The sequence below is a fragment of the Desulfosporosinus sp. HMP52 genome (assembly GCF_000765145.1).
Classification (GTDB): Bacteria; Bacillota; Desulfitobacteriia; order Desulfitobacteriales; family Desulfitobacteriaceae; genus Desulfosporosinus.
In genome coordinates this window covers 126,297-146,700 of record NZ_JMGA01000039.1, presented here as the reverse complement: position 1 = coordinate 146,700, position 20,404 = coordinate 126,297, and the positions used below count along the sequence as shown (strand labels likewise).

Here is a 20,404-nt window from a genome sequence, read left to right as displayed (position 1 = left end):
TTTCTGGTACAGTGAGCGAACCTACAGACTTAAAATTTCTATTTAGATTTAGTTAGGCGTGGTAAATCCCAAAATTCCTTTTTTAAAGGGACTTCATAAGTAATCTTGGTATATTGTTCTTTATCATATGTCTGCCCTCTTAATAAATCTACCAAAAACCGTTCACCACTCCGTTTGTCTTCAATAACAACCATGCGGCTTGGATTGCTTTGCTGTCTTTCCAAAATAAAATCCCCTTATCTTTATTAAAGTCTGATAGAAATGTCATACTATGTAACTTCGCTAAATAATAACTTATTCCTTCTTTGCTTAAGTTGAGAAAATCTATCATTGTGATTCATCTAATATATGATTACCTATCTGGGGATAATATATAAGTAATGCTAAGCCCAGTTCTTTCAGTTAAGAAGAGATTAGTATTCAAACTAAACATGAAAGTAGGTTGTTATGGAAAATTCATGGGTCTCGCTTTTGCCTTTTTTAGTGGTTATCCCCATATCAGTTATGTCCAAACAGGTTCAACCAGGCCTGTTTGCAGGTTTGATTTTAGGGAGCTATCTTATTCAGCCGGATCTCTTTGGTGGCATCAAAACACTCATATCTTATCTTATTAACAATTTGGTAAAACCTAATAATATTAGAATTATTATATTTCTCTATGTTTTTGCCGGCCTTATAAACTTGACTAAAATAATGGGAGGAATGAAGGGATTTGTTGACCTTGTGGGCCGCAAGGTTAAAACTAAACGTTCAGCTATGCTGCTAATTTGGCTTTCAACAATTGGAACCTTTAATAACCCCAATTTTAGAATTGTGACCGTTGCTCCCATCATGAAGTTACTGAAAAGAAGGCTGCCAATCTCTTTGCAGAAAATAGGCTTTATGATTGAAGTAACTGCTAATCCGGTAGTTGCACTTGTTCCCATAGCAACTGCATTTGTTGGATATATGGTATCTTTAATTGGAACATCTCTGCAACAAGTGGGAATTAACGAATCCCCCTACAGTGTGTTTATAAAAAGCATACCTTTTAATTTCTTCTCACTCTCCATAATTGGCATAGGACTATACTATAGCTTTTTTAAAGAAATGAGAAATGAAACTCAGGAGGACTTGGTTGATACCTCCGATGCGCAGCACGAGGAGGAAGCACTTAAAAAGTGTATTGAAAACTATCAGAAAGAAACCCCCAGCAAACCAATAAATCTCATTCTCCCCCTATGTGTGATCTTATTTATGACTCTCTTTTTAAGTTGGAGAGACGGCCGATCTCAAACCAACAACTTCTTTGAGACCTTTTTAAAAGCTGATTCCCTAGGGGTTATGCTTGAGGCTCTTTTTGTAACATTGCTTTTGTCATTACTTTTCTTCCTTTTACAAGGTATTAGTGTGGCTAAAATCGTAACTCATTTCGTTGAGGGCGGCAACGAACTGGTTTCTGTTATCTTAATGCTTGCATTAGTTTGGGCCTTATCAGCTGTTTCCGAAGATTTGGGCTTCTCAACCTATATTGCTTCAAATTTAGTAGGTTGGATCCCTAAAAGCTTTATTGCACCAATTGTTTTTATCTTAGGAAGTTCTATTGCTTACTTCATCGGTTCATCATGGGGAACCTGGGGTTTATTAATGCCCCTGGCAGTAACATTAGCTCAAGAAACCGGTTCCAGTATCATCCTTGTAATTGGAGCTGTTTTCGCTAGTGGTACATTCGGTGCCTTTGCCTCTCCTTTAAGTGACAATGCCATAACTTTATGTACAATTCTTGACCTACCAGTTATGGAATATGCCAGGTCGAAATTAAAACCATCATTAATTGCAGCTATTATCACTACTGTCTTATTTACGGTTGTTTCAATATTGATATAACACTATTAAAGCCAATCAATCAGGCAATTTGGAAAGTGCTTTTTTGCTACTGACAATGACTAATACATCCTTTTCTTCTATTATATAAGCAGGGCCGGGGGCAACCACAATTTCGCCCCCCTTTTTCTTGACTGCCATAACATTAATTCCGTACGCAGCTCTCAGGTCTAATTCTCCAATACTTTTCTTAAAAAAGCGTGTAGACGCGGCAATCTCAAAGATACTATAATCCTGAGACAATTCTATAAAGTCCAGCACGTTTGAGCGAATTAAATTATTTGCTAGGCGTATCCCCATATCTTGTTCTGGATAAATGATTTGATCTGCACCAATTTTCTCTAACACTTTTCCGTGTTGAGTTGATTGAGCTTTTGCTACAACCATTGGAATTCCCATTTCTTTTAACATAAGGGTAATTAAAATATTCGCTTCCAAGTCATCTCCCATTGCAACAATTGCCACATCGAAGTTCCTAACCCCTAAAGCTCGAAGTGTTTCCTCTTCTCTTCCGTCAGCTTTTACTGCCTGGGTCACATCATTCATTAGAGCATGAACGGCATGCTCATTTTTATCCATTGCCAGGACATCATGGCCTAAATCACTTAAAGTTTTGGCTACACTCGTTCCAAATCTGCCTAATCCTATAACTACAAATTGTCTGCGCACTGTATTACCTCCATTAGCCAATTGAAATTCTCTAATCTAGATATTCCATTGATATTATGTTTCTTAACTCTAATAACACCTTTGTCTAATCACAACAATTATTCCCTATCACTACAAAAAAACTCAAGCTTTATGTATTAAAAAATCAGTAAAAATTTTTCAATCCCAGTTGAAGTAAATTCAATAAACTATTCGTCTAAAAGGATGCAAGGCGGTGAACGATATTTGCATTATCATGCTCAAACCATCCTTAAAGAGGATGAGAAAATAATTCAGGCTGTCCTAATTGGAAATGGCGAGGGATACGGCGATATCGTAGATCGCTATCAGACGAAATTATATCGGGTGTCTTATTATTATACCCAAAACATCGAGGATGCTCGAGATCTGGTTCAGGATATTTTTATAAAAGCCTACAACAATCTTTCCAGCTTTAAACAGGGGTCGGCCTTTTCAACTTGGCTCTACAGAATTGCCGTCAACCATTGTCTTGATTGGTGTAGGAAGAAAAGGCCCCAATATGCAGAAGTAAGTTGCTTGGATATTTTTTCCACTGAGGAAGAAGGCCCCGAAGATTTATATCTTCGGCAGGAGGTTGCCTCTGAAATCCAGGCAGCTGTTGTAAACTTACCAGCAATTTATAGTACAGTCTTAATCTTATACTATTTTGAAGACTTTAGCCCCCAGGAAATCGCTGAAATAACAAATACGTCCAAGCGAACCGTTGAAACCCGCTTATTTCGAGGCCGAAAAATGTTACGGGATAAACTGCACTCAAAGTCCTCTGGAGGTGAAGGTCATGACTTGTTATCGAAGCCAGGACAGTTGGCACAGTTACGTTAAACAGTGTTTGAGCGATGCAGAGCGAAACGAAATGGCCTCTCATCTAGGACATTGCCCCGAATGCCGAGATATTGTTTCTGATATCAAGAAAACGATAAAAATAATATCAAACCCAGACATCCCTATGCCTCAGTTTGATATCAAAGTGAATATTATGGATTCAATTGACAAGAACAGGTATAAGCAGAACTTAGTTAGTGTTAATACTTTTCGTCTTTTCGAATTGAGAAATTGGGGCTTTAGTATGATCGCTGCCGGAGTTTTCCTGATTGCCTTTAATCTAACCTCATTTAGCTCGATAATTAAAACAGATCAGGTGACAGAACTGGGCTCTTCACTTAGCAAACAAATATCTATTCCTTTAGACAAAGTGAGTCAGGCTGCTTTTTCTTTTTTAAACCACTTAATTCCTACTTCTCGAACTAATTAGTTTAATAATTTAAGGGGGACTAATCATGAATTGTAACTATCATCCTAACCAAGAGGCCTTGGCCCTTTGTGTGAAATGCAAAAATCCTATCTGCCCGGAATGTACAATTAAGGTAGACGATAAAACAATCTGTCGTCCATGCCTAGAACGTAGTCTTAGTTTCGTTTCAGCTCCAAGTTTCTCAACAGAAATATCTCCAAAGAAGACATTAATAGAGAAATTCTTATTTCTTTGCTACAGTCTTATACCAGGTGCAGCTCATATGCATCTGGGACTATTTCGTCGAGGAATACAATTAATGATTATTACCTTTGGCGGAATCGCAGTAATTAATTTTATTGGTCTAGATTTTATTATGCCATTTATAGTAATTCCTGCTTGGTTTTTCAGCTTCTTTGAAAGCCACCATCTAAGAAGACGTGTTGAAAAAGGGCAGGCTATCGTTGATCAGGATCTCTTCGACCGTCAATTATTTGATTACACCCCACTTTTAAAGAATCATCGTTTAATAGGAACTACTATAATCATCCTAGGCCTTCTTAGCCTTATTCACCAATTAGACAGATATTCATTTATAGGAAATCTAATAGGTAATTGGAATTTGTATAATTTACTAAGAGGAAGCATAGTCCCACTAATGCTAATCTTAGGAGGTATTTACCTAATTCTTAGAACCTCACGACCACAAATGTTGGAATTAACACCTGAAATCCCAAAAGTTTTGGATAAAGAGTAATCCCACTTTCTTACTGAATGCCCAATATTAGCACAAAGATTATTCTGTAAAAGGAATGACCCTAAATAAAAACAGTAATCTCTGGGTATACTCTATTATTATCGAGTTTAAATCAGGAACCGCTCCTGAAATGGCGACGATATTTACTACAAGCTAAAGAGGTGTTTGCAATGTTTAATGACAAGATTTTGACTTGTCGAGACTGTGGCCAAGAATTTATTTTCTCCGCATCCGAACAGGAATTCTTTGCAGAAAAAGGTTTTACGAATGATCCTGGAAGATGCCCGCAGTGCCGAGCCGCCAAAAAGGCACAGACTCGATCTTCCGGTGGATATAATAACCGTCAAGAACGGGAAATGTTTCCCGCCGTCTGTGCCACCTGTGGAAAGGAAACAACCGTTCCTTTTCGCCCCTCTGGCGAAAAACCTGTATATTGCCGTGACTGCTTCCACCCCACCCCTCGAAATAATTGGTAGTTACCAATTAAGCCTCCTCGGTTATTGAACCGAGGAGGCTTTTTCTCGCATTTTAACCTTAACTTTCATACTTTCATATAATTCTTTAAAACAGTCAGGGAATATCATGTGTAAATTCCGCCTCAGAATGTTCTTCTATGTAGGTTTCTACTTCTACTATGATTAAAATTGTTTAAGATGATTTCATTTGCGCTCATGGTCGAACATGCTTAAGTAATGTCCGTAACCCTCTTCAATTAATGCTTCTTTAGGTATAAAACGCAGGGCTGCAGAGTTAATACAATAACGCAACCCACCAGTCTGCTCAGGGCCATCTTCAAAAACATGACCCAGATGGGCTTCCGAGTTAGCACTAAGGACTTCGGTACGTTTCGTTAAAAGACTGAAATCAGGTTGTTCGGTAATTACTCCTGTTTGAATTGGTTTTGAAAAGCTGGGCCACCCACAACCAGACTCGAATTTGTCCTGAGAACTGAAAAGCGGTTCTCCAGAAATTACATCCACATAAATTCCTTCTTTAAAATTATTCCAGTAGTCATTTTGAAAAGGGGGTTCGGTTGCTTTTTCTTGTGTTACTTTATACTGCATAGTTGTGAGTTTTGGTTTCAAAAGTTCTTTATCTGTACGCTCCCCCCAATACTCCTTAAGAAAATCATCCCTTCCAGATCCTTGACGATAGGCGCCATATCTCAATGGAAACTTTTTATAATAGGACTGGTGATATTCTTCAGCAGGATAAAATTTAACCGCCGGCAAGATTTCTGTCACGATAGGTTTCTTAAATCGCTTACTTTCTTCAATATCCATCTTGGATCTTTCGGCTAAGTTCCTTTGTTCCTCATTATGATAAAATATTGCAGTTCGATATGCATGTCCCAGATCAACAAACTGACCCATTGGGTTCGTCGGATCAATCTGTTTCCAGTAAGTATCTAACAATTGATGATAAGCTACTAAGAGTGGATCAAAGGTAATCTGTACCGCTTCAAAATGTCCGGTCTTCTTAGAGCATACATCCTCGTAAGTAGGATTCTCTACACTTCCACCGGTATATCCCGCCTCTACCTTAGCAACACCGGGCAATTCTTCAAAGGGTTTGACCATACACCAAAAACAACCTCCAGCAAAGGTAGCAAGTTGCAATTCGTCACTATTCATAAGTTATACCTCACTTCTTCCTTATCTAATACACGAGTATCTCAAACCTTCTTGTCTCTGTAAGATAATGTTAATTAACGGTTATTCTCTGCCAAAACGGAATAAATCATGCTTCCTTGTTTCTTAAGTAGATAAGATGGATGTCTCAATTATTCATCTTAAACTCTGAATGAGAGTTTTCTCTTTCCTTAAGAATAATTTATAGGTCAAGGCAATGTTTAACTTTACATTCTTTACATTTGTGAGATAATTAAGACAATTATTGAATAGTTGTTCATTATACTACATGAAAGAAAGGTGTGAGGTTTTTGTCCCTCTTACTTAATCCCCAAAACTATCAAAGTCCGCAAAAGGATTCATTATCTAAGGAAATAATGGAGAAAACTATCCATTTTTTTGAGGACAAAGGACTCAAAAGTATCAAGGAAGATGACCAAGCCAGCCGCTGGTATTCAGATTTCCTAAAACTAATAAAAAACGAACAAATATTCTCGACCCTATTGACTCCAACAGGCTATGGAGCATCAGATTCTCGATTTGATTTGTTTCGTGTCTGCGAATTCAACGAAATCAGTGCCTTTTATTCATTATCTTATCAATATGCTTATCAAGTTTCCATTCTCGGACTTGGACCTATTTGGATGGGTGATAATGAAAAGGCTAAACACTTTACCGCCCAGAAGTTAAGGGAAGGGGCAATTTTTGCCTTCGGATTATCCGAAAAAATCCATGGAGCGGATCTCTATAGTAACGAAATGTCCTTAACTTTAAATGGCGAGGGGAGCTATCTTGCAAATGGTGGCAAGTACTATATTGGTAATGCAAATGAGGCTGCACTAGTATCAACATTTGCGAAATATAGTAAAAATAATGACTATGTGTTTTTTGTCGTTGACAGTCAGCATCGGAACTACAAATTAAACAAAAAGATCTCCACCTCAGGCGTTCGTGCCGCCTACGTTGGAGATTATGAACTTATTGATTATCCGATTACTAAGGATGAGATCCTATCGAGCGGAACCTTAGCGTGGGATTCGGCTCTATCAACTATTAATATCGGTAAATTCCAATTAGGGTTTGCCTCAATAGGAATTTGCACCCACGCTTATTATGAAGCTCTAAATCATGCTTCTTACCGTGAATTATATGGTAAGAAAGTAACAGACTTCCCACATATTCAGAAGATTTTTACTGAATCATACGCTCGCCTGATTGCTATGAAGCTCTATGCCTTGAGAAGTTTAGATTACTTCCGCTCTGCTTCCGATGATGATCGGCGCTATTTACTGTTTAATCCTATTCAAAAAATGAAAGTTACTACTCAAGGCATGAAAATAATTGAGATGCTTCTTGATGCAATTGCCGCCAAGGGTTTTGAACAAGACACTTATTTTGAAACAGCCATTAGGGACATTGGCATGATTCCTCGTTTGGAAGGAACTACTCACGTAAATATTGCCTTAGTTATTAAATTCATCAACAACTATTTCTTTAATCCAGTCGAATATCCGACAATCCCCAAACGGGATGACCCTGCGGATGACTCTTACCTTTTCCGTCAGAAGGCCGGAAAGCTGGCTTCTGTTCGTTTCCCTGATTACCACTTACCCTACGAAGGCATTCAGATCCCTAATGTGATAATTTTCCTAGAACAAATCGAGCTCTTCCGAACTTTCCTAGAACAGTCCGGTCCCAATCAAGAACAGTTGAAGAATATTGACTATATGTTGGCCTTAGGTGAAATGTTCACCTTGGTTGTATATGCCCAACTAATTTTAGAAAACTCTAAGCTCAACCCAATATCTTCAGAACTACTCAGTGAAATCTTTAGTTTTATAGTTCGTGATTTTGCCCAATTTGCTTTAACCCAGATTTCCAATTATAACAATACTATACAGCAGGAGTATTTTCTAAAAGCTATGCTGAAGAAGCCTCACCTAGATTCGGAAATAATAGGTAAACTTTGGAACAATGAAGTTAAACCTTTAGTAGGCATCTATCAATAAGCTTTAAATGCTTTTTATTTAATTCTTCGTAATTTAGCTTGGCTTTTTGTTCTTGATAATGGATATACATCATTTGTTTTAGATTTTTGCCTCTTTTCGTTCTTGATCTGACGGCTTCTAGACCAATAAGCGAAGATTAGGACTAACCCCATAGCAATTGTTAACGTCATATAACTCATATGCACTCCCCCCACCCTTGTTTATGAGCCAATGTTATCTGATCACACTGCTGATTGTTCTGTCAATTATTCTTCAATCTATTAATAATTATGTAAAGGTCTTCTAAATAGTATTATGAAAAGAACCCCTAGGATAAAAATCCCACGGGTTCTTGTTTTTTATTCAAACTCAATCCCAGCCCCAACAGTTCCCGGCCCAGTGTGCACCCCTATAACCGGTCCCACTTGGGTAAAGGCCGTTGTCGGAAGTTGAAAAGCATATTCTAAAGCTTCCTTCAGATATATTCCGGCTTTTTGTGCAGCACCGTGAACTACCACCAATCGGATTGCTTTTCGCCCTTTTGCTAAATCTTGACATGCTTGGACAACGTTATCCAGTGCCTTTTTTTGACTATGTGCCTTTCCGTATGAGTGGTATATCCCGTCATCTCCCACTCTAATGATCGGTTTAATATTTAACAATGAACCCATAAAACCTTGAACCTTACCGATACGTCCTCCCTTTTGCAGATACTCCATAGTATTTAGAGTAAAAAGGGTTTCAATATTTTTTCTGGCCTTCTTAACATTTTCTAGAATCCACTGAGTATCATGACCTTCTTTAATATTCCTAGCAACCTCCATCACCATTAGCCCTGCCCCTAAACTAATCGTTTTGGAATCTACGAGGTGAATTTTTTCCTTAAACTTTTCCTTAGCGATATTAGCAGCATTGAACGTCCCGCTAAGTGCTGAAGAAATATGCACGGAGATTACTTCCTGATACTCCTCTAGCAACTTACTGTATAGCCGACTAAACTCCTCTGGAGTAGGTTGAGATGTCTGGGGGAGTGTTTTCTCTTCCATCAGACGTCGATAGAAGTCCTCACTCGTAAGCTCACCATCAATAAATTCTTGCTCCCCGAACCTCACTTTAAGAGGAATTATATGAACATTACAGTCCTTTATTATTTCTTCTGTTAAGTCAGCCGTACTATCCGTTACCAGGGCAATTTTTTTCATTTTATAACCTCCGTTTTAAGCTTTAGCCATCCCCTAGTTCAACATTCGTTAGAATCCTGATAAATTCCTCTAACTAAAAAAGGAAATTTCTAAAAAGAATTAAACTATTTATAAGCAAAGCTAAATACCTGAAAGGATTTAATCACAATATCCTTTGGTACGCAGCTTCTCTAAATGTTCTTTTAGAATTACTTCTAAATCTATTCCATATTGCTCTTCAAGAACAAACATCATTGTCACAGCAGTTTGAGCCACATCTACCAGCTCCTTAGCAACTTTCAGCATGGCCTCTTCCTCTACTAAGCGCTGTTGCTCCCCGTTAAGCCCACGGAGTTTCCCAATTGCTTGGGCTAATTCACCTGATTCCTCCATAATTTTAAGTGCTGTACTTTCTAACGAAGGACTCAATCGGTTCAAGCGAGGCAACGTGACTGTTTTCGAAACGCACCTTTTCTGAGCTGTTAGATTGTTTGAAGTCATATTTAGCCACACCTCCGGATATTCTTTATACATTATAGCACAATTTAGACAGGGGTACTGTGAAGTAAGGAGTTAATGCTTATTCATGCCAAAAAATTTGATCCTCACTGGGTTATGCTTACCCGAGTGAGGATCAATCTAACAAGTCAGCCAAAAGTACCCTTCCCCTGGAATTATTTTAACATACCAAGAAAAACTTTTTCCGGGGTTATTGGCAAATGGTTCTCTCTGACTCCAACAGCATTATAAATCGCATGTGCAATAGCTGGCGGCGGGGTATTAGCTACTACTTCTCCAATTGATTTGGCCCCGAATGGACCTGTAGGTTCGAAACTTTCTTCAAATGCTATACGAATCTTGCCAACATCCTTACGAGTGGGGATTTTATATTGCATGAAGCTGTTGGTAGCCATCCTTCCTATTTCATCATATCTGACCTGTTCGTATAGTGCCATTCCGATCCCTTGAGCAATTCCACCTTCCGCTTGAATCCGAGCTAAAGCTGGATTGATAACTGTTCCACAGTCAATAACTGCTACATAATCAATTAAATCCACTTTACCCGTCTCTTGATCAACTTCTACCTCAGCAAAACCAGCAACATAGGGAGGTGGGGATACTTCACTGCCATGAGTAGCATACCCTACTAACTGTAGCTTTCCATTACCAAGGACAGTTAGCTCAGCAAGCTTAGCAAAGCTTATATCCTTATCTCCCCGTAAAGTTCGAACTGCTAAGCCATCAAATTCAACATCCTCAACAGAAACCCCTAAAAATAATGCACCTTGTTCAAGTATTTTTCCTCTTAACTCTTCAGCGGCCTTAATAACTGCACTACCTGCCAAATACGTTGTACTAGAGGCATATGAACCGGGGTCATAAGGAGAGGTATCTGTATCTCCAGCATTAATAATAATCATTTCCATAGGAACCTCTAAAGCATCTGCCGCAATTTGGGTGAGAATTGTGTCACATCCGGTTCCCATATCGGTTGCTCCCGTAAGCAGAGTAAAGTTGCCATCATCATTTAAGCGAATTTCAACGGAAGCAGTCCCAATATTGGCAATTCCGGAACCTTGCATCGTAATAGCCATTCCCACGGCTCTCACTTTATTGTCTCCAATTTCTTGACGCGGGAACTTTTCCTCCCAACTGATCAACTCTTTCCCCTTAGCAATACATCGATCTAAGGACGTACTGCCAAGAGCAACTCCCTGACCCGTAAGAAAGGTTTCCCCGACTTTGCTGATATTCTTTAAACGAATTTCTGTCGGATCCATATTTAGCTGTTCAGCTAATTTATTCACTGTCGATTCCAAGGCAAATGTTCCCTGAGTCGCTCCATATCCTCTAAAGGCCCCCGCAGGCATTTTATTGGTGTAGACAGCTTTCCCATCAAATCGTACAGCTCTCGTTTTATTATAGAGGGGCAGAGTGTAGTGCCCTACGCAGCTTAATACCGTCGGGGCATGTTCTCCATAGGCTCCCGTATCCGATAACACTTCCATATCGATCGCCCTAATAATTCCATCTGAGTCGGCACCCAATTTAACCTTTAATCTCATAGCATGACGGCTAGTCGTGGCGCTAAAGGTTTCTTTTCGATCATAAATGATCAGCGCCGGTTTTCCCGTCTTTATAGTAACAATGGCTGCAAAAATATCTCCTGCTCCGGTCTGCTTTCCACCAAATCCACCGCCGATTCTGGGCTTTATCACACGGATTTTACTTGCCGGAATTTTCAAGGCCCGGGCTAATTGTCTTCGAATATGAAAGGGTACCTGTGTAGAACTGAGTACAACCAACCTGCCCGCATGATCCAGATAGGTAAAAGAACGATAGGTCTCCATCATGGTATGGGCTTGAGCTTGGGGATAATAGACATCTTCTACAATTACCGCACAGCGCTTAAACTCTTCTTCCACATCTCCGACTTCTTCATGACTGGCGGAAGTTATATTCATTTCCTTCTGCAAGCCGATATCGAAGTTAACACTCAAGTCCTCTTCAGGATGAACAACTGATGGGTGCCCTATAGCCTCTTCAAAGTCCAGCACCGGATCCAATACTTCATACTCAACTTTGATGTTCTTCATTGCTCGGTGCGCTGTCTTTTCATCTACAGCCGCAATAATCGCCACTTCATCTCCTACATAGCGAAGGACTTGATCCAGAATCAAACGATCATAGGGCGAAGGCTCCGGGTAAGATTGACCAGCTAAAGTAAATCGTTGGTTTGGCACATCCCTATAGGTGAGCACGCATTCTACACCCTCTATACTCTCTGCTCTAGATACATCAATCGAAGTAATCTTAGCATAAGCATGTGGGCTTCTAAGGATTTTTATTACTAAAGCATTAGGCATGGCTAAATCTTCGGTATACACAGGTTTACCTGTGGCAACTGCCATCCCGTCGATTTTCCGGATACTATGGCCTACGTTCTTCATCCTAAGCCACCCCCAAATAGGTCTTAATTGCTCTGAGCTGGCCCATATAGCCGGTACAGCGACACAAATTGCCCGTTAAATAGTGAATGATTTCTTCTTCAGTGGGGTTAACAAGTTCATTTTTCATTGCTAACACGCTCATAATAAAGCCAGGGCTGCAAAAACCACATTGTTCAGCCCCCTCTGCGCTGAGTATCTGAGCAAATTCTTCTGCTTCCTTAGGGAGCCCTTCAATAGTTGTGACTTTTTTGCCATGGGCACGCAAAGAAAGAATCGAACATGAAAGCATTGATTTTCCATCTATCCAGATAGTACATAGTCCGCAACAACTTGTCTCGCAAGCCTTTTTAACACTCAAATACCCATGGGATCTTAACGTATCCGCTAAAAACTCATCGTTCCCAACTTCCCACAGAACCACCTTATCATTAACTGTTAGTTCGATTTGCATGCCATTACCTCCAGTATTCCCCGTCTGACGAGAGCTTTGCAAAGGGCTTTTCGATAAACGGATGTACCCCTCGTATTCGTTCCAAAGGACAATTCCTCTGTAACTTTTTGCACCGCCATTTCAATCCTTTCCGACGATGGCATCTCCCCAACTAACATTTCGGAAGCACTGACTGCCAGCGCTGCTATACTAGGTCTGGCGCCCACTGCAATTTTCCATTGTTCATTAAGCTTAGACACTGCAACATTTAAAACTGAATAATCAGTGGCTGAATTCCGAAAGCTCAGGTAAACTGCTTGACGGCTGGTTTTCCTTATCCATAATCTAACAAGGATATCCTTTTCCTTTGGTTGAGCTAAAAACTCTTCTAAAGGCATTCTTCCTGCCTTAAATAACTCAACCTCCGTGTCTAAGGACAGTAACGCCGTGATTAGATCAGAAAAGCCGTACTTAGAATATACCGAAGCACCTACTGTAACACCGTTTCTAAATTGCACTCCGATAATATCTCGCACAGATTTGGCAAGAACCCCATTATAATTATCTTTCAGCAGAGGATTGATTTCAATATCTCGCAGACTTGCCATAGCTCCAATCTCAATAAACCCATCCCGCTCCTGAATATAGTTCAGGTTGAGGTTCGATAGATCTATTCCTGTCGTTATACGCTTTCTACCCATTTTAAGAAAGGCGCAGCCTCCAAGAATAGTATTATTTCGTTTTTCAGAAAAGATCTGATACGCTTCTTCAAGTTCTTTCGGTTGAACCAAATTAAGCATGGTAAACACGCTTACCCCTCCTCATGTGTCTTTAAGTCTTAACATAAAAAAACAAACCCAAGCGAACAGTTTTCAACTCAAATTGATGAGAGAAATCTGCCCGCCTGGGATCTGACCCTGCGGTATAATCCAAAAAACAAAGTTAACCTATTAGAAAACTTAGCTATCGGCATGCATTGGGCACAGGCGACAGCCTTAGCTGCACTTATGCTTCAGAAAATAGCAAATTTATGCTTTCTGAATAGTACCTCTAAAGTCTTTTGAATCTGTACAATTTTGGGCATAGGCCCATCGTACATTCTTTCGCTCATAGTCGGACCATTTACGGCAGTCCGGTAGAAACTTGCAGACCATATCTCTGCCACTATATGAACACTATTTATTTACTGATCTAGAGATTATTCTACAAGAAACTTAAGCCCAGGTCAATACATTTCCGAACATTAGGTGAGTAATAATGTATATCGTTCGAACAATAAGCATGTTTTGCTAGACGCAAACATCATGAGTATTAACATATAAAAGTTAAATGGTAAACTATTTGATTCTTATATGCAGTAGTTGTATACTTTATACTAGTTTAGTTTGTTGTATTGATTGGTTATGCGCCAACGACATGTGTCATTGACAATATATTAATACTTTTACTACAATTGAATAACGAGAAAAGTAAACTTACTGAAAAGTAAGGACACAAAGCCATGAGTCTAAAGTATTAAAGATACTATGATTGTCAGGTTGCCAAGGGTTAAAATATTTTAGTTTTTGAGCTGTGGTTCTTTTAGAGGCTGCAGCTTTTTATTATATACATAGGAGTCGAATTATGGCGCAATTAATCTAAAGGAGTCGTTTTATGAACATTAAAAGCATTCGAACCAAGTTGCTGCTGCTTTTGCTTCCTCTTGTTATCGTGGTTTTAGGCGTCCTTACTGGGGTCAGCTACCACCTTTCTAAGCAATCCTTGACCAAGAGTGTTGATCAAACGGCCAAGGCGGTGGGTACTGATTATAGTTATCGTGTTAAAGCCGACATTGAACTGAGGATTTCTCGGCTTAAAGATTTAGGTAATCTTGAGGAGATTCGTACAGGCACTGACAAGGAGCAGATGACTCGAGCTATGGCAGACGCCAAAGAACGATTTGGCACCTTTGATGCTATCGTTTTCGTAGCTCCCGACGGATCCGGACTTACCAGTACAGGCGCGATAGCTCCCTATGGTGACCGCGACTATTTTAAGAAAGTTATTGAGACTAAACAAACCGTTGTATCAGACCCCCTAGTTTCTAAATCAACTGGTAAATTAGCCATTGTCTTAGCTGTACCAGTCATAAATAATGAACAATTGACAGGAGTATTGGTAGGGACATTTTCAGTGGAAAGGCTTTCCGCCCTGATTAAAGATCTAAAGTTCTTGGACACCGGCTATGGACAAATTGCCGATGATGCAGGCACAATTATAGCTCATCCTCGCCTTCCCGAAGTAATTGGCAAACTAAACCTGCGTGAGAAGACTATAAATCCTGAGCTTAAGATGCAGAAAAACGAACTGGACGACCATTTGGTTGAAATGTTTAAATCGGCAGCAGATTCAGGGAAACAAATAAGCGGTGGTTATACCTTCGTTGATGGTGTGGCAAGAATTGCGGTTTTTACTCCCGTTGAATTGCCGGGCGGGCAACGCTGGATCATGACTGTGGCTGCGCCTGAAGGCGAGTCTACAAGAGAAACGGCAAGCCTAACTCGGACGCTGCTAATGATTGCCCTCGTAAGTTTACTCGTTACAGGACTTGCAATTGTAATCATTGCTAATAAATTCACGAAACCTATATTGTTAATTCGAGACGAATGTCAGCTCTTGGCGCAAGGAGACTTTCGTGTGCGTGAGACGGGGAATTTTGCTGAAGATGAAATCGGTCAACTAGCCAATGGCTTCCTGAAAATGGGGACTAATTTGCGAGATATGGTCTCAATGGTTAGCGCTCAAGCTGAGCAATTAGCTGCTGCAAGTGAAGAGCTAACTGCCAGTGTTGAACAATCGGCTCAGGCTGCCAACTTAGTTGCTACTTCAATCACTGAAGTTGCAACTGGTGCAGAAGAGCAATTGAGCTCAGTCAATGATACAGCCTCTGTTGTTGAAGAGATGTCAGCTAGCATCCAACAGGTTTCGGCGACAACGAGCAATGTGGCCGGTCAGTCCGTACAGGCCGCCAACAAAGCAAATGAAGGGAACATATCGGTAAATAAAGCTGTCTCTCAAATGGCAAAGATTGAACAAACTGTCAATGAATCTGCCAAGGCAGTCACTGAATTAGGGGAGCGCTCAAAAGAAATCGGACAAATTATCGTAACCATCTCTGGTATTGCCGAGCAAACTAATTTGTTGGCACTTAACGCTGCTATCGAAGCCGCACGGGCTGGAGAACAGGGACGTGGTTTTGCCGTAGTAGCTGACGAAGTTCGCAAACTGGCTGAACAGTCTCAGGAAGCAACTCAACAGATCTCCTCACTGATTAGCGAAATTCAAGGGGACACTGATAAAGCCGTCTTAGTTATGGATAACGGCACCCGGGAAGTTGCCTTGGGAGCAGAAGTGGTTAATACCGCAGGGCAAATATTTCAGGAAATTGCCGAGTTAGTAACCAACACATCTAGAGAAATGAAGGAAATAGCAACCACCATAGATCAGATGGCGATTGGAAGCCAACAAATTGTAGAATCCGTGAATAAGATTGATGACTTAAGCAAAATGGTATCTGGAGAGGCACAGACAGTGTCTGCTGCGACTGAAGAGCAATCAGCGTCCATGGAAGAAATCTCTTCTTCTAGCCAGAGCCTTGCTACACTGGCCCAGAATCTTCAAGAAGCAGTTAACAAGTTTCGCTTCTAATGTAGGAAATTATCAAAATAATCCATGTCCTATGTTAGTGCTCTCGCATAATAAGAGACAAGGCCGTCAGTTCCAAAAACCGAACAGCCTTGTCTCTTTATAATGATAATGCAAACCCTTTGTTAGAATTAATAATACAACATTTGAAGAGTTCCTTATACTGAACGATAAATTCCTTTAAATTCATCGATTGCAGCGTCCACATTCGCTTCATAACCCATCTCTTGGAGAGTCTCGCCAATGATCTGAAGCGCTTTAACAAACATTTCTTCGGTGGCATTTCCCATATGTCCAATTCGGAATGCCTTCCCTGCTAATGCGGCTAAAGCCCCGGCAACAACTACACCTTTTGCTCCTAACTTCGAGCGAAACTCTGCATCGTTTAAGCCTTCAGGATAAATGATACAGCTTAAAGTCGGAGCAGCTACAGCTTCATCTGCTAAAGGCTTCATTCCATAAACTTTTAGAGCGGTTCTCATTGCTCGTCCAAGGGCTGAGTGACGACGATAACGAGTATCCAAACCTTCTGCCATAACCATTTCCATGCCCTGATTAAATGCATAAATCATGTTAACCGGAGGGGTAGCAAAATACTTTACTGGCTCGTTCATAACCGGAAGCCAGTTCTTAATATCTGTATAGTACCCCATAACTGAACCCATCTCTTCTCGAGCAGCCAGCGCTTGCGGGCCAAAAGCTACAATTCCAAGTCCGGGCGGAACCCCTATTGCCTTTTGAGATCCGGTTAAGACAACATCTATCTTGTAATCGGGATGACCATAAGTTTTTTGCATATCCTCTTCTAAAGCAGCAGAAGCACAGACTCCATCCAAAATAAAGAGAGCACCAGCATTCTTAACCACTGGAACTAACTCTTCAACATTAGCCATTACACCGGTGGATGTGTCGACGTGTGTCACCGTTACAGCCTTAAAACCACCCTCGGCCAATTTTTCTGCAACTGATTCCTTACTGATCTGTTGACCCCACTCGGCTTGAAGGGTTTCAACTTGAATACCAAATACCTTTGCCATTGGGATAAAGCGATCGCCAAAATAGCCATGACTTACAACCAGCAGCTTTTCACCCGGCGCAACCGTGTTAATAATGGCCATTTCCATGGCCAAGGTTCCTGAACCGGCAATAACAAAGACTTCGCCATCAGTATTATACAATCGCTTGGTCAAATCCAAACTGTTCTTAAAGATCCTGGCAAATCTCGGATCTGTATGCCCCATTGTCTCACTAGACAAAGCGTCATATATTTCATCCATAACGGGTGTAGGTCCTGGTACAAGCAACATTTCTTTATTACGCAAAGTTTCCATCTCCTTTAATTTAACATTAAAATATTAATCATTTTGCATTTGGCGAATAAGCTTAAGCATCTTTCAAGGGAACTCATAGAAGCAACTAATTCGTGTTTAAAGATTAATCGAATAACATGAGATCGCAAATGAATTCACAAGCCCAAAGCGATAGAGATTATCAACTTCTGATGTCCTCCCTTTTGCTGCATAGGCCATCCATATAGAATCTAAGCAAATGTTGGTAAACTTAAATACACTGGTTCTTAATTAAGGATTAGCTCAAAAAAGAATAACCCAAAATAACAGATTCTGCTCAAACTTAGTGAGAGAACCTGTCACCTTGGGATTGCAGAGTCGCAATTTACCCAAAGGAATCTTCCAAATACAGATAACTCCATTGTCAAGTCATTATATCTGTTATCTTGGACGTGATACCTCGACACTTCGCTCATAGTCGGACGATTTACGGCAGTCCGGTAGAAACTTGCAGACCTTATCTCTGCTATTATATGAACTATAATTCACTTGTTATCATATATTTTACAAGATAATTGGGCATTGGTCAAATATTTTTTCGAACGTTTAATACGTCGGAAGAAGGAACGTTCGACAATTTAGGTTTCGTCCTTGGCAAGTAAAGAATATAAGGTCTCTAACCCCAAAATTATCTTTTCTAACTCTTTCTCACTGGCATTCGCAAGGGTGTCATTAATATATTTATGCATCAGATCATGGAGTGCATTGTTTTTCTGCCAATCAGGTGATAATGAAAGACGAACAATTCTCCGATTGTTTTCTGGTATTTCCCTAATAACTACGCCTTGATTGACCAAGCGATCTACAATACCTGATACGGTACTTTTCGAAAGCCCTAAACACTCACTTAGCTCGTTTAAGGTTGAAAACGGATTCTTATGCAAACCCATAATCAGTCCTATTTGAGGTCCCGTAAAACCATACTGTCTGGATTTTTTATAGAGATGATCTCGATATATTTTATGGATAGATTTAAACAGAAATACTATTCGTTCAGAATCTTTACTCCAAGACTGTTGCAATTCGGGCTTCTGATTCTGTTCCATTTAGTACCTCCCTTTTCTCAATACCATTACCAGATTGATCACTTTTTGTTTTCTTGCTGTTTTTCATCATGAGTACCATTAAGATCGCAAGAACTACAGCAAAGACTGTTAAGGAAACTACATAGTTCATCCCATCTAAATAGGCCTGTGCATAGACCATTTTTCCGAGAGTCGATAGTGCTGAGCCATGGGCATCTGCTTGAGATAATCCATTTTTCATATAAATTCCTTGCAAACCTTTTAACACAGAGCCAGCAGTTTGATTAAATGGGGTAATTTGCTCTGTAAGACGTGCGTAGTTTTCAGTTGACCTTGAAGAAATCATAGTCGTCATAAATGTAACGGCTAAGGCGTTTAATATACTCCGGACTGTCGTTGACAAAGCAGTTGCTTTCCCGAAGAGATGTTTGGGAACATCATTCATGCCAGCAGTATTGACCGGCATCATTGCAAATCCAAGTCCGACCCCTCTTAGTGCGGCTACTAAAGTAATTGTTGACATTGGTGTATTCATATTAAACATAGACATTTCATAAGTAGCAAAGGCAACTATAATCAGACCTGGAATCGTGACAACCTTCGCCCCAAATTTATCGAATAATGCACCGCTAATTGGCATCATTAATCCCGAGGCTATTGCCGATGGAAATAAGATTAAACCTGTTTCCATTGCAGTATAACCTCTTATATTTTGTAAAAACAACGGTAGAACATACATTCCACTCATTAAAGCAAGAGTTGTTATACCCGTTATAAATTGACTCAAAGTAAAATTATAGACTTTAAAGACTCGCAAATCAAGCAAGGGATCTGGGTGAGTTAATTCGTTTACGATGAAAATCAAAAGACTAAATATACCGAAGGTAAGAATAAGAGGAAATTTCACGTTTCCCCAATCGATTGAATTACCTTCACCGAAAACATAAAGAATACTTACTATACCCGAAATTGAAGAAATGAAACCGATATAATCAAAATTTCCTTTATAAGGTTTTAAAGCAGTTTCTCTTAGCAACAGCATCGCCACCATAACCCCGATCACACCAACTGGGACATTAACATAAAAAATAAACCGCCAATCCATATGCTCTATGATATAGCCCCCTAAAGTAGGGCCAATTGCGGGGGCGGACATTGACGCGATACCCCAAAAACCTAAAGCCTTACCACGTTCATGCACAGCAAAGATTTGCATAATGTAGGACATTCCCACAGGCATGATCGCGCCGCCGCCGATAGCTTGGATCACCCGAAAAGCAATCATGGTATTGGTACTCCAAGCAAGGCCACATAGAAATGAACCTATTGTAAAAACGCCCAAGGCACCAATAAAGAGCTTTTTTATCCCAAAAGTATCACTGATAAAGCCCGTAATAGGTACCACCGCACCCATAGCCAAAGTATATCCTGTTAATATCCACTTAATAGTCTCCAGATCCGAACCAAAAACATTCATCATTTTAGGAATAGCAATATTAACTATGCTACTATCCAGCATTACCATAAACGTACCAATTACAACGACAAGCAATGCGGACCATTTATATAAACCGTCACCCGCTTTTTCCGGCATGTCATTTTCCGCCATATTTTACACACCCCA

19 protein-coding genes and 3 riboswitches are annotated in these 20,404 nt (G+C 40.1%); of the genes, 7 read left to right on the top strand and 12 right to left on the bottom strand.

The window, feature by feature from the left end; genetic code table 11:
* Window positions 1-38 precede the first annotated feature (38 nt).
* Entirely contained in the window at window positions 39-224 is a 186-nt protein-coding gene (locus tag DP73_RS15250) for a hypothetical protein (protein ID WP_034600576.1), read from the bottom strand.
* A 223-nt stretch (window positions 225-447) separates the two neighbouring features.
* Between DP73_RS15250 and DP73_RS15245 the strand changes: the two genes are divergently transcribed.
* Window positions 448-1,866 carry a Na+/H+ antiporter NhaC family protein gene (locus tag DP73_RS15245; RefSeq protein WP_034600575.1) on the top strand — a complete coding sequence of 473 codons (1,419 nt, stop codon included), beginning with the start codon at window positions 448-450 and terminating at the stop codon, window positions 1,864-1,866.
* A 15-nt stretch (window positions 1,867-1,881) separates the two neighbouring features.
* Here the strand turns inward: DP73_RS15245 and DP73_RS15240 are convergent, their stop codons facing one another.
* On the bottom strand, window positions 1,882-2,532 hold the full coding sequence (locus DP73_RS15240) for a TrkA family potassium uptake protein (protein ID WP_034600574.1): 651 nt from the start codon (window positions 2,530-2,532) through the stop codon (window positions 1,882-1,884).
* Between the two features lie 225 nt (window positions 2,533-2,757).
* On the opposite strand from DP73_RS15240, the gene DP73_RS15235 reads away from it, so the two are divergent.
* The 4 genes from DP73_RS15235 to DP73_RS15220 all read left to right on the top strand — a co-directional run bounded on the left by DP73_RS15235 (window position 2,758) and on the right by DP73_RS15220 (window position 5,017).
* Complete coding sequence (locus DP73_RS15235; RefSeq protein WP_052090706.1) at window positions 2,758-3,375, top strand: sigma-70 family RNA polymerase sigma factor; 618 nt, start codon at window positions 2,758-2,760, stop codon at window positions 3,373-3,375.
* Complete coding sequence (locus DP73_RS15230) at window positions 3,332-3,805, top strand: zf-HC2 domain-containing protein (RefSeq protein WP_034600573.1); 474 nt, start codon at window positions 3,332-3,334, stop codon at window positions 3,803-3,805. Before DP73_RS15235 ends, DP73_RS15230 begins: the two co-directional genes overlap by 44 nt.
* A gap of 25 nt (window positions 3,806-3,830) precedes the next feature.
* Window positions 3,831-4,541 carry a B-box zinc finger protein gene (locus DP73_RS15225; protein WP_034600572.1) on the top strand — a complete coding sequence of 237 codons (711 nt, stop codon included), beginning with the start codon at window positions 3,831-3,833 and terminating at the stop codon, window positions 4,539-4,541.
* 170 nt (window positions 4,542-4,711) lie between these two features.
* Window positions 4,712-5,017 (top strand): zinc-ribbon domain containing protein, encoded by a 306-nt coding sequence (locus tag DP73_RS15220; protein ID WP_014901799.1) that lies wholly within the window; start codon window positions 4,712-4,714, stop codon window positions 5,015-5,017.
* Window positions 5,018-5,200: 183 nt separating this feature from the next.
* Here DP73_RS15220 and msrA read toward each other — a convergent pair whose 3' ends face one another.
* The gene (gene msrA / locus DP73_RS15215) at window positions 5,201-6,175 is read right to left on the bottom strand and encodes a peptide-methionine (S)-S-oxide reductase MsrA (protein ID WP_034600571.1); all 975 of its coding nucleotides are present in this window, start codon (window positions 6,173-6,175) and stop codon (window positions 5,201-5,203) included.
* 299 nt (window positions 6,176-6,474) lie between these two features.
* On the opposite strand from msrA, the gene DP73_RS15210 reads away from it, so the two are divergent.
* Window positions 6,475-8,181, top strand: a complete 1,707-nt coding sequence (locus DP73_RS15210) for an acyl-CoA dehydrogenase (RefSeq protein WP_242865775.1) — start codon at window positions 6,475-6,477, stop codon at window positions 8,179-8,181.
* 14 nt (window positions 8,182-8,195) lie between these two features.
* Here the strand turns inward: DP73_RS15210 and DP73_RS23505 are convergent, their stop codons facing one another.
* The 6 genes from DP73_RS23505 to DP73_RS15185 all read right to left on the bottom strand — a co-directional run bounded on the left by DP73_RS23505 (window position 8,196) and on the right by DP73_RS15185 (window position 13,531).
* Window positions 8,196-8,360 carry a hypothetical protein gene (locus DP73_RS23505; protein WP_165574417.1) on the bottom strand — a complete coding sequence of 55 codons (165 nt, stop codon included), beginning with the start codon at window positions 8,358-8,360 and terminating at the stop codon, window positions 8,196-8,198.
* 159 nt (window positions 8,361-8,519) lie between these two features.
* The gene (locus tag DP73_RS15205; RefSeq protein ID WP_034600569.1) at window positions 8,520-9,362 is read right to left on the bottom strand and encodes a DegV family protein; all 843 of its coding nucleotides are present in this window, start codon (window positions 9,360-9,362) and stop codon (window positions 8,520-8,522) included.
* Between the two features lie 138 nt (window positions 9,363-9,500).
* Window positions 9,501-9,842: a MazG-like family protein gene (locus DP73_RS15200; RefSeq protein WP_034600568.1), complete on the bottom strand. Its 342-nt coding sequence runs from the start codon at window positions 9,840-9,842 to the stop codon at window positions 9,501-9,503.
* A gap of 173 nt (window positions 9,843-10,015) precedes the next feature.
* A complete protein-coding gene (locus tag DP73_RS15195; RefSeq protein WP_034600567.1) occupies window positions 10,016-12,292 on the bottom strand; it encodes a molybdopterin cofactor-binding domain-containing protein in 2,277 nt (758 codons plus the stop codon).
* A gap of 1 nt (window position 12,293) precedes the next feature.
* A complete protein-coding gene (locus DP73_RS15190) occupies window positions 12,294-12,743 on the bottom strand; it encodes a 2Fe-2S iron-sulfur cluster-binding protein (RefSeq protein WP_034600566.1) in 450 nt (149 codons plus the stop codon).
* Window positions 12,728-13,531 carry an FAD binding domain-containing protein gene (locus DP73_RS15185; protein WP_034600565.1) on the bottom strand — a complete coding sequence of 268 codons (804 nt, stop codon included), beginning with the start codon at window positions 13,529-13,531 and terminating at the stop codon, window positions 12,728-12,730. Before DP73_RS15185 ends, DP73_RS15190 begins: the two co-directional genes overlap by 16 nt.
* Window positions 13,532-13,812: 281 nt before the next feature.
* Window positions 13,813-13,914, bottom strand: a riboswitch (purine riboswitch).
* 266 nt (window positions 13,915-14,180) lie between these two features.
* Window positions 14,181-14,268: riboswitch (cyclic di-GMP riboswitch) on the top strand.
* 107 nt (window positions 14,269-14,375) lie between these two features.
* Here DP73_RS15185 and DP73_RS15180 point away from each other — a divergent pair.
* Entirely contained in the window at window positions 14,376-16,409 is a 2,034-nt protein-coding gene (locus DP73_RS15180; protein WP_034600564.1) for a methyl-accepting chemotaxis protein, read from the top strand.
* 155 nt (window positions 16,410-16,564) lie between these two features.
* On the opposite strand, the gene DP73_RS15175 is transcribed toward DP73_RS15180, so the two are convergent.
* The 3 genes from DP73_RS15175 to DP73_RS15165 form a co-directional block, all read right to left on the bottom strand.
* Window positions 16,565-17,728, bottom strand: coding sequence for an alanine--glyoxylate aminotransferase family protein (locus DP73_RS15175; protein ID WP_034600563.1), 1,164 nt, complete (start codon window positions 17,726-17,728; stop codon window positions 16,565-16,567).
* 422 nt (window positions 17,729-18,150) lie between these two features.
* Window positions 18,151-18,252, bottom strand: a riboswitch (purine riboswitch).
* Window positions 18,253-18,333: 81 nt separating this feature from the next.
* Window positions 18,334-18,801, bottom strand: coding sequence for a helix-turn-helix domain-containing protein (locus tag DP73_RS15170; RefSeq protein WP_034600562.1), 468 nt, complete (start codon window positions 18,799-18,801; stop codon window positions 18,334-18,336).
* Window positions 18,758-20,389, bottom strand: coding sequence for a DHA2 family efflux MFS transporter permease subunit (locus tag DP73_RS15165; RefSeq protein WP_034600561.1), 1,632 nt, complete (start codon window positions 20,387-20,389; stop codon window positions 18,758-18,760). Before DP73_RS15165 ends, DP73_RS15170 begins: the two co-directional genes overlap by 44 nt.
* Between the last annotated feature and the right edge of the window lie 15 nt (window positions 20,390-20,404).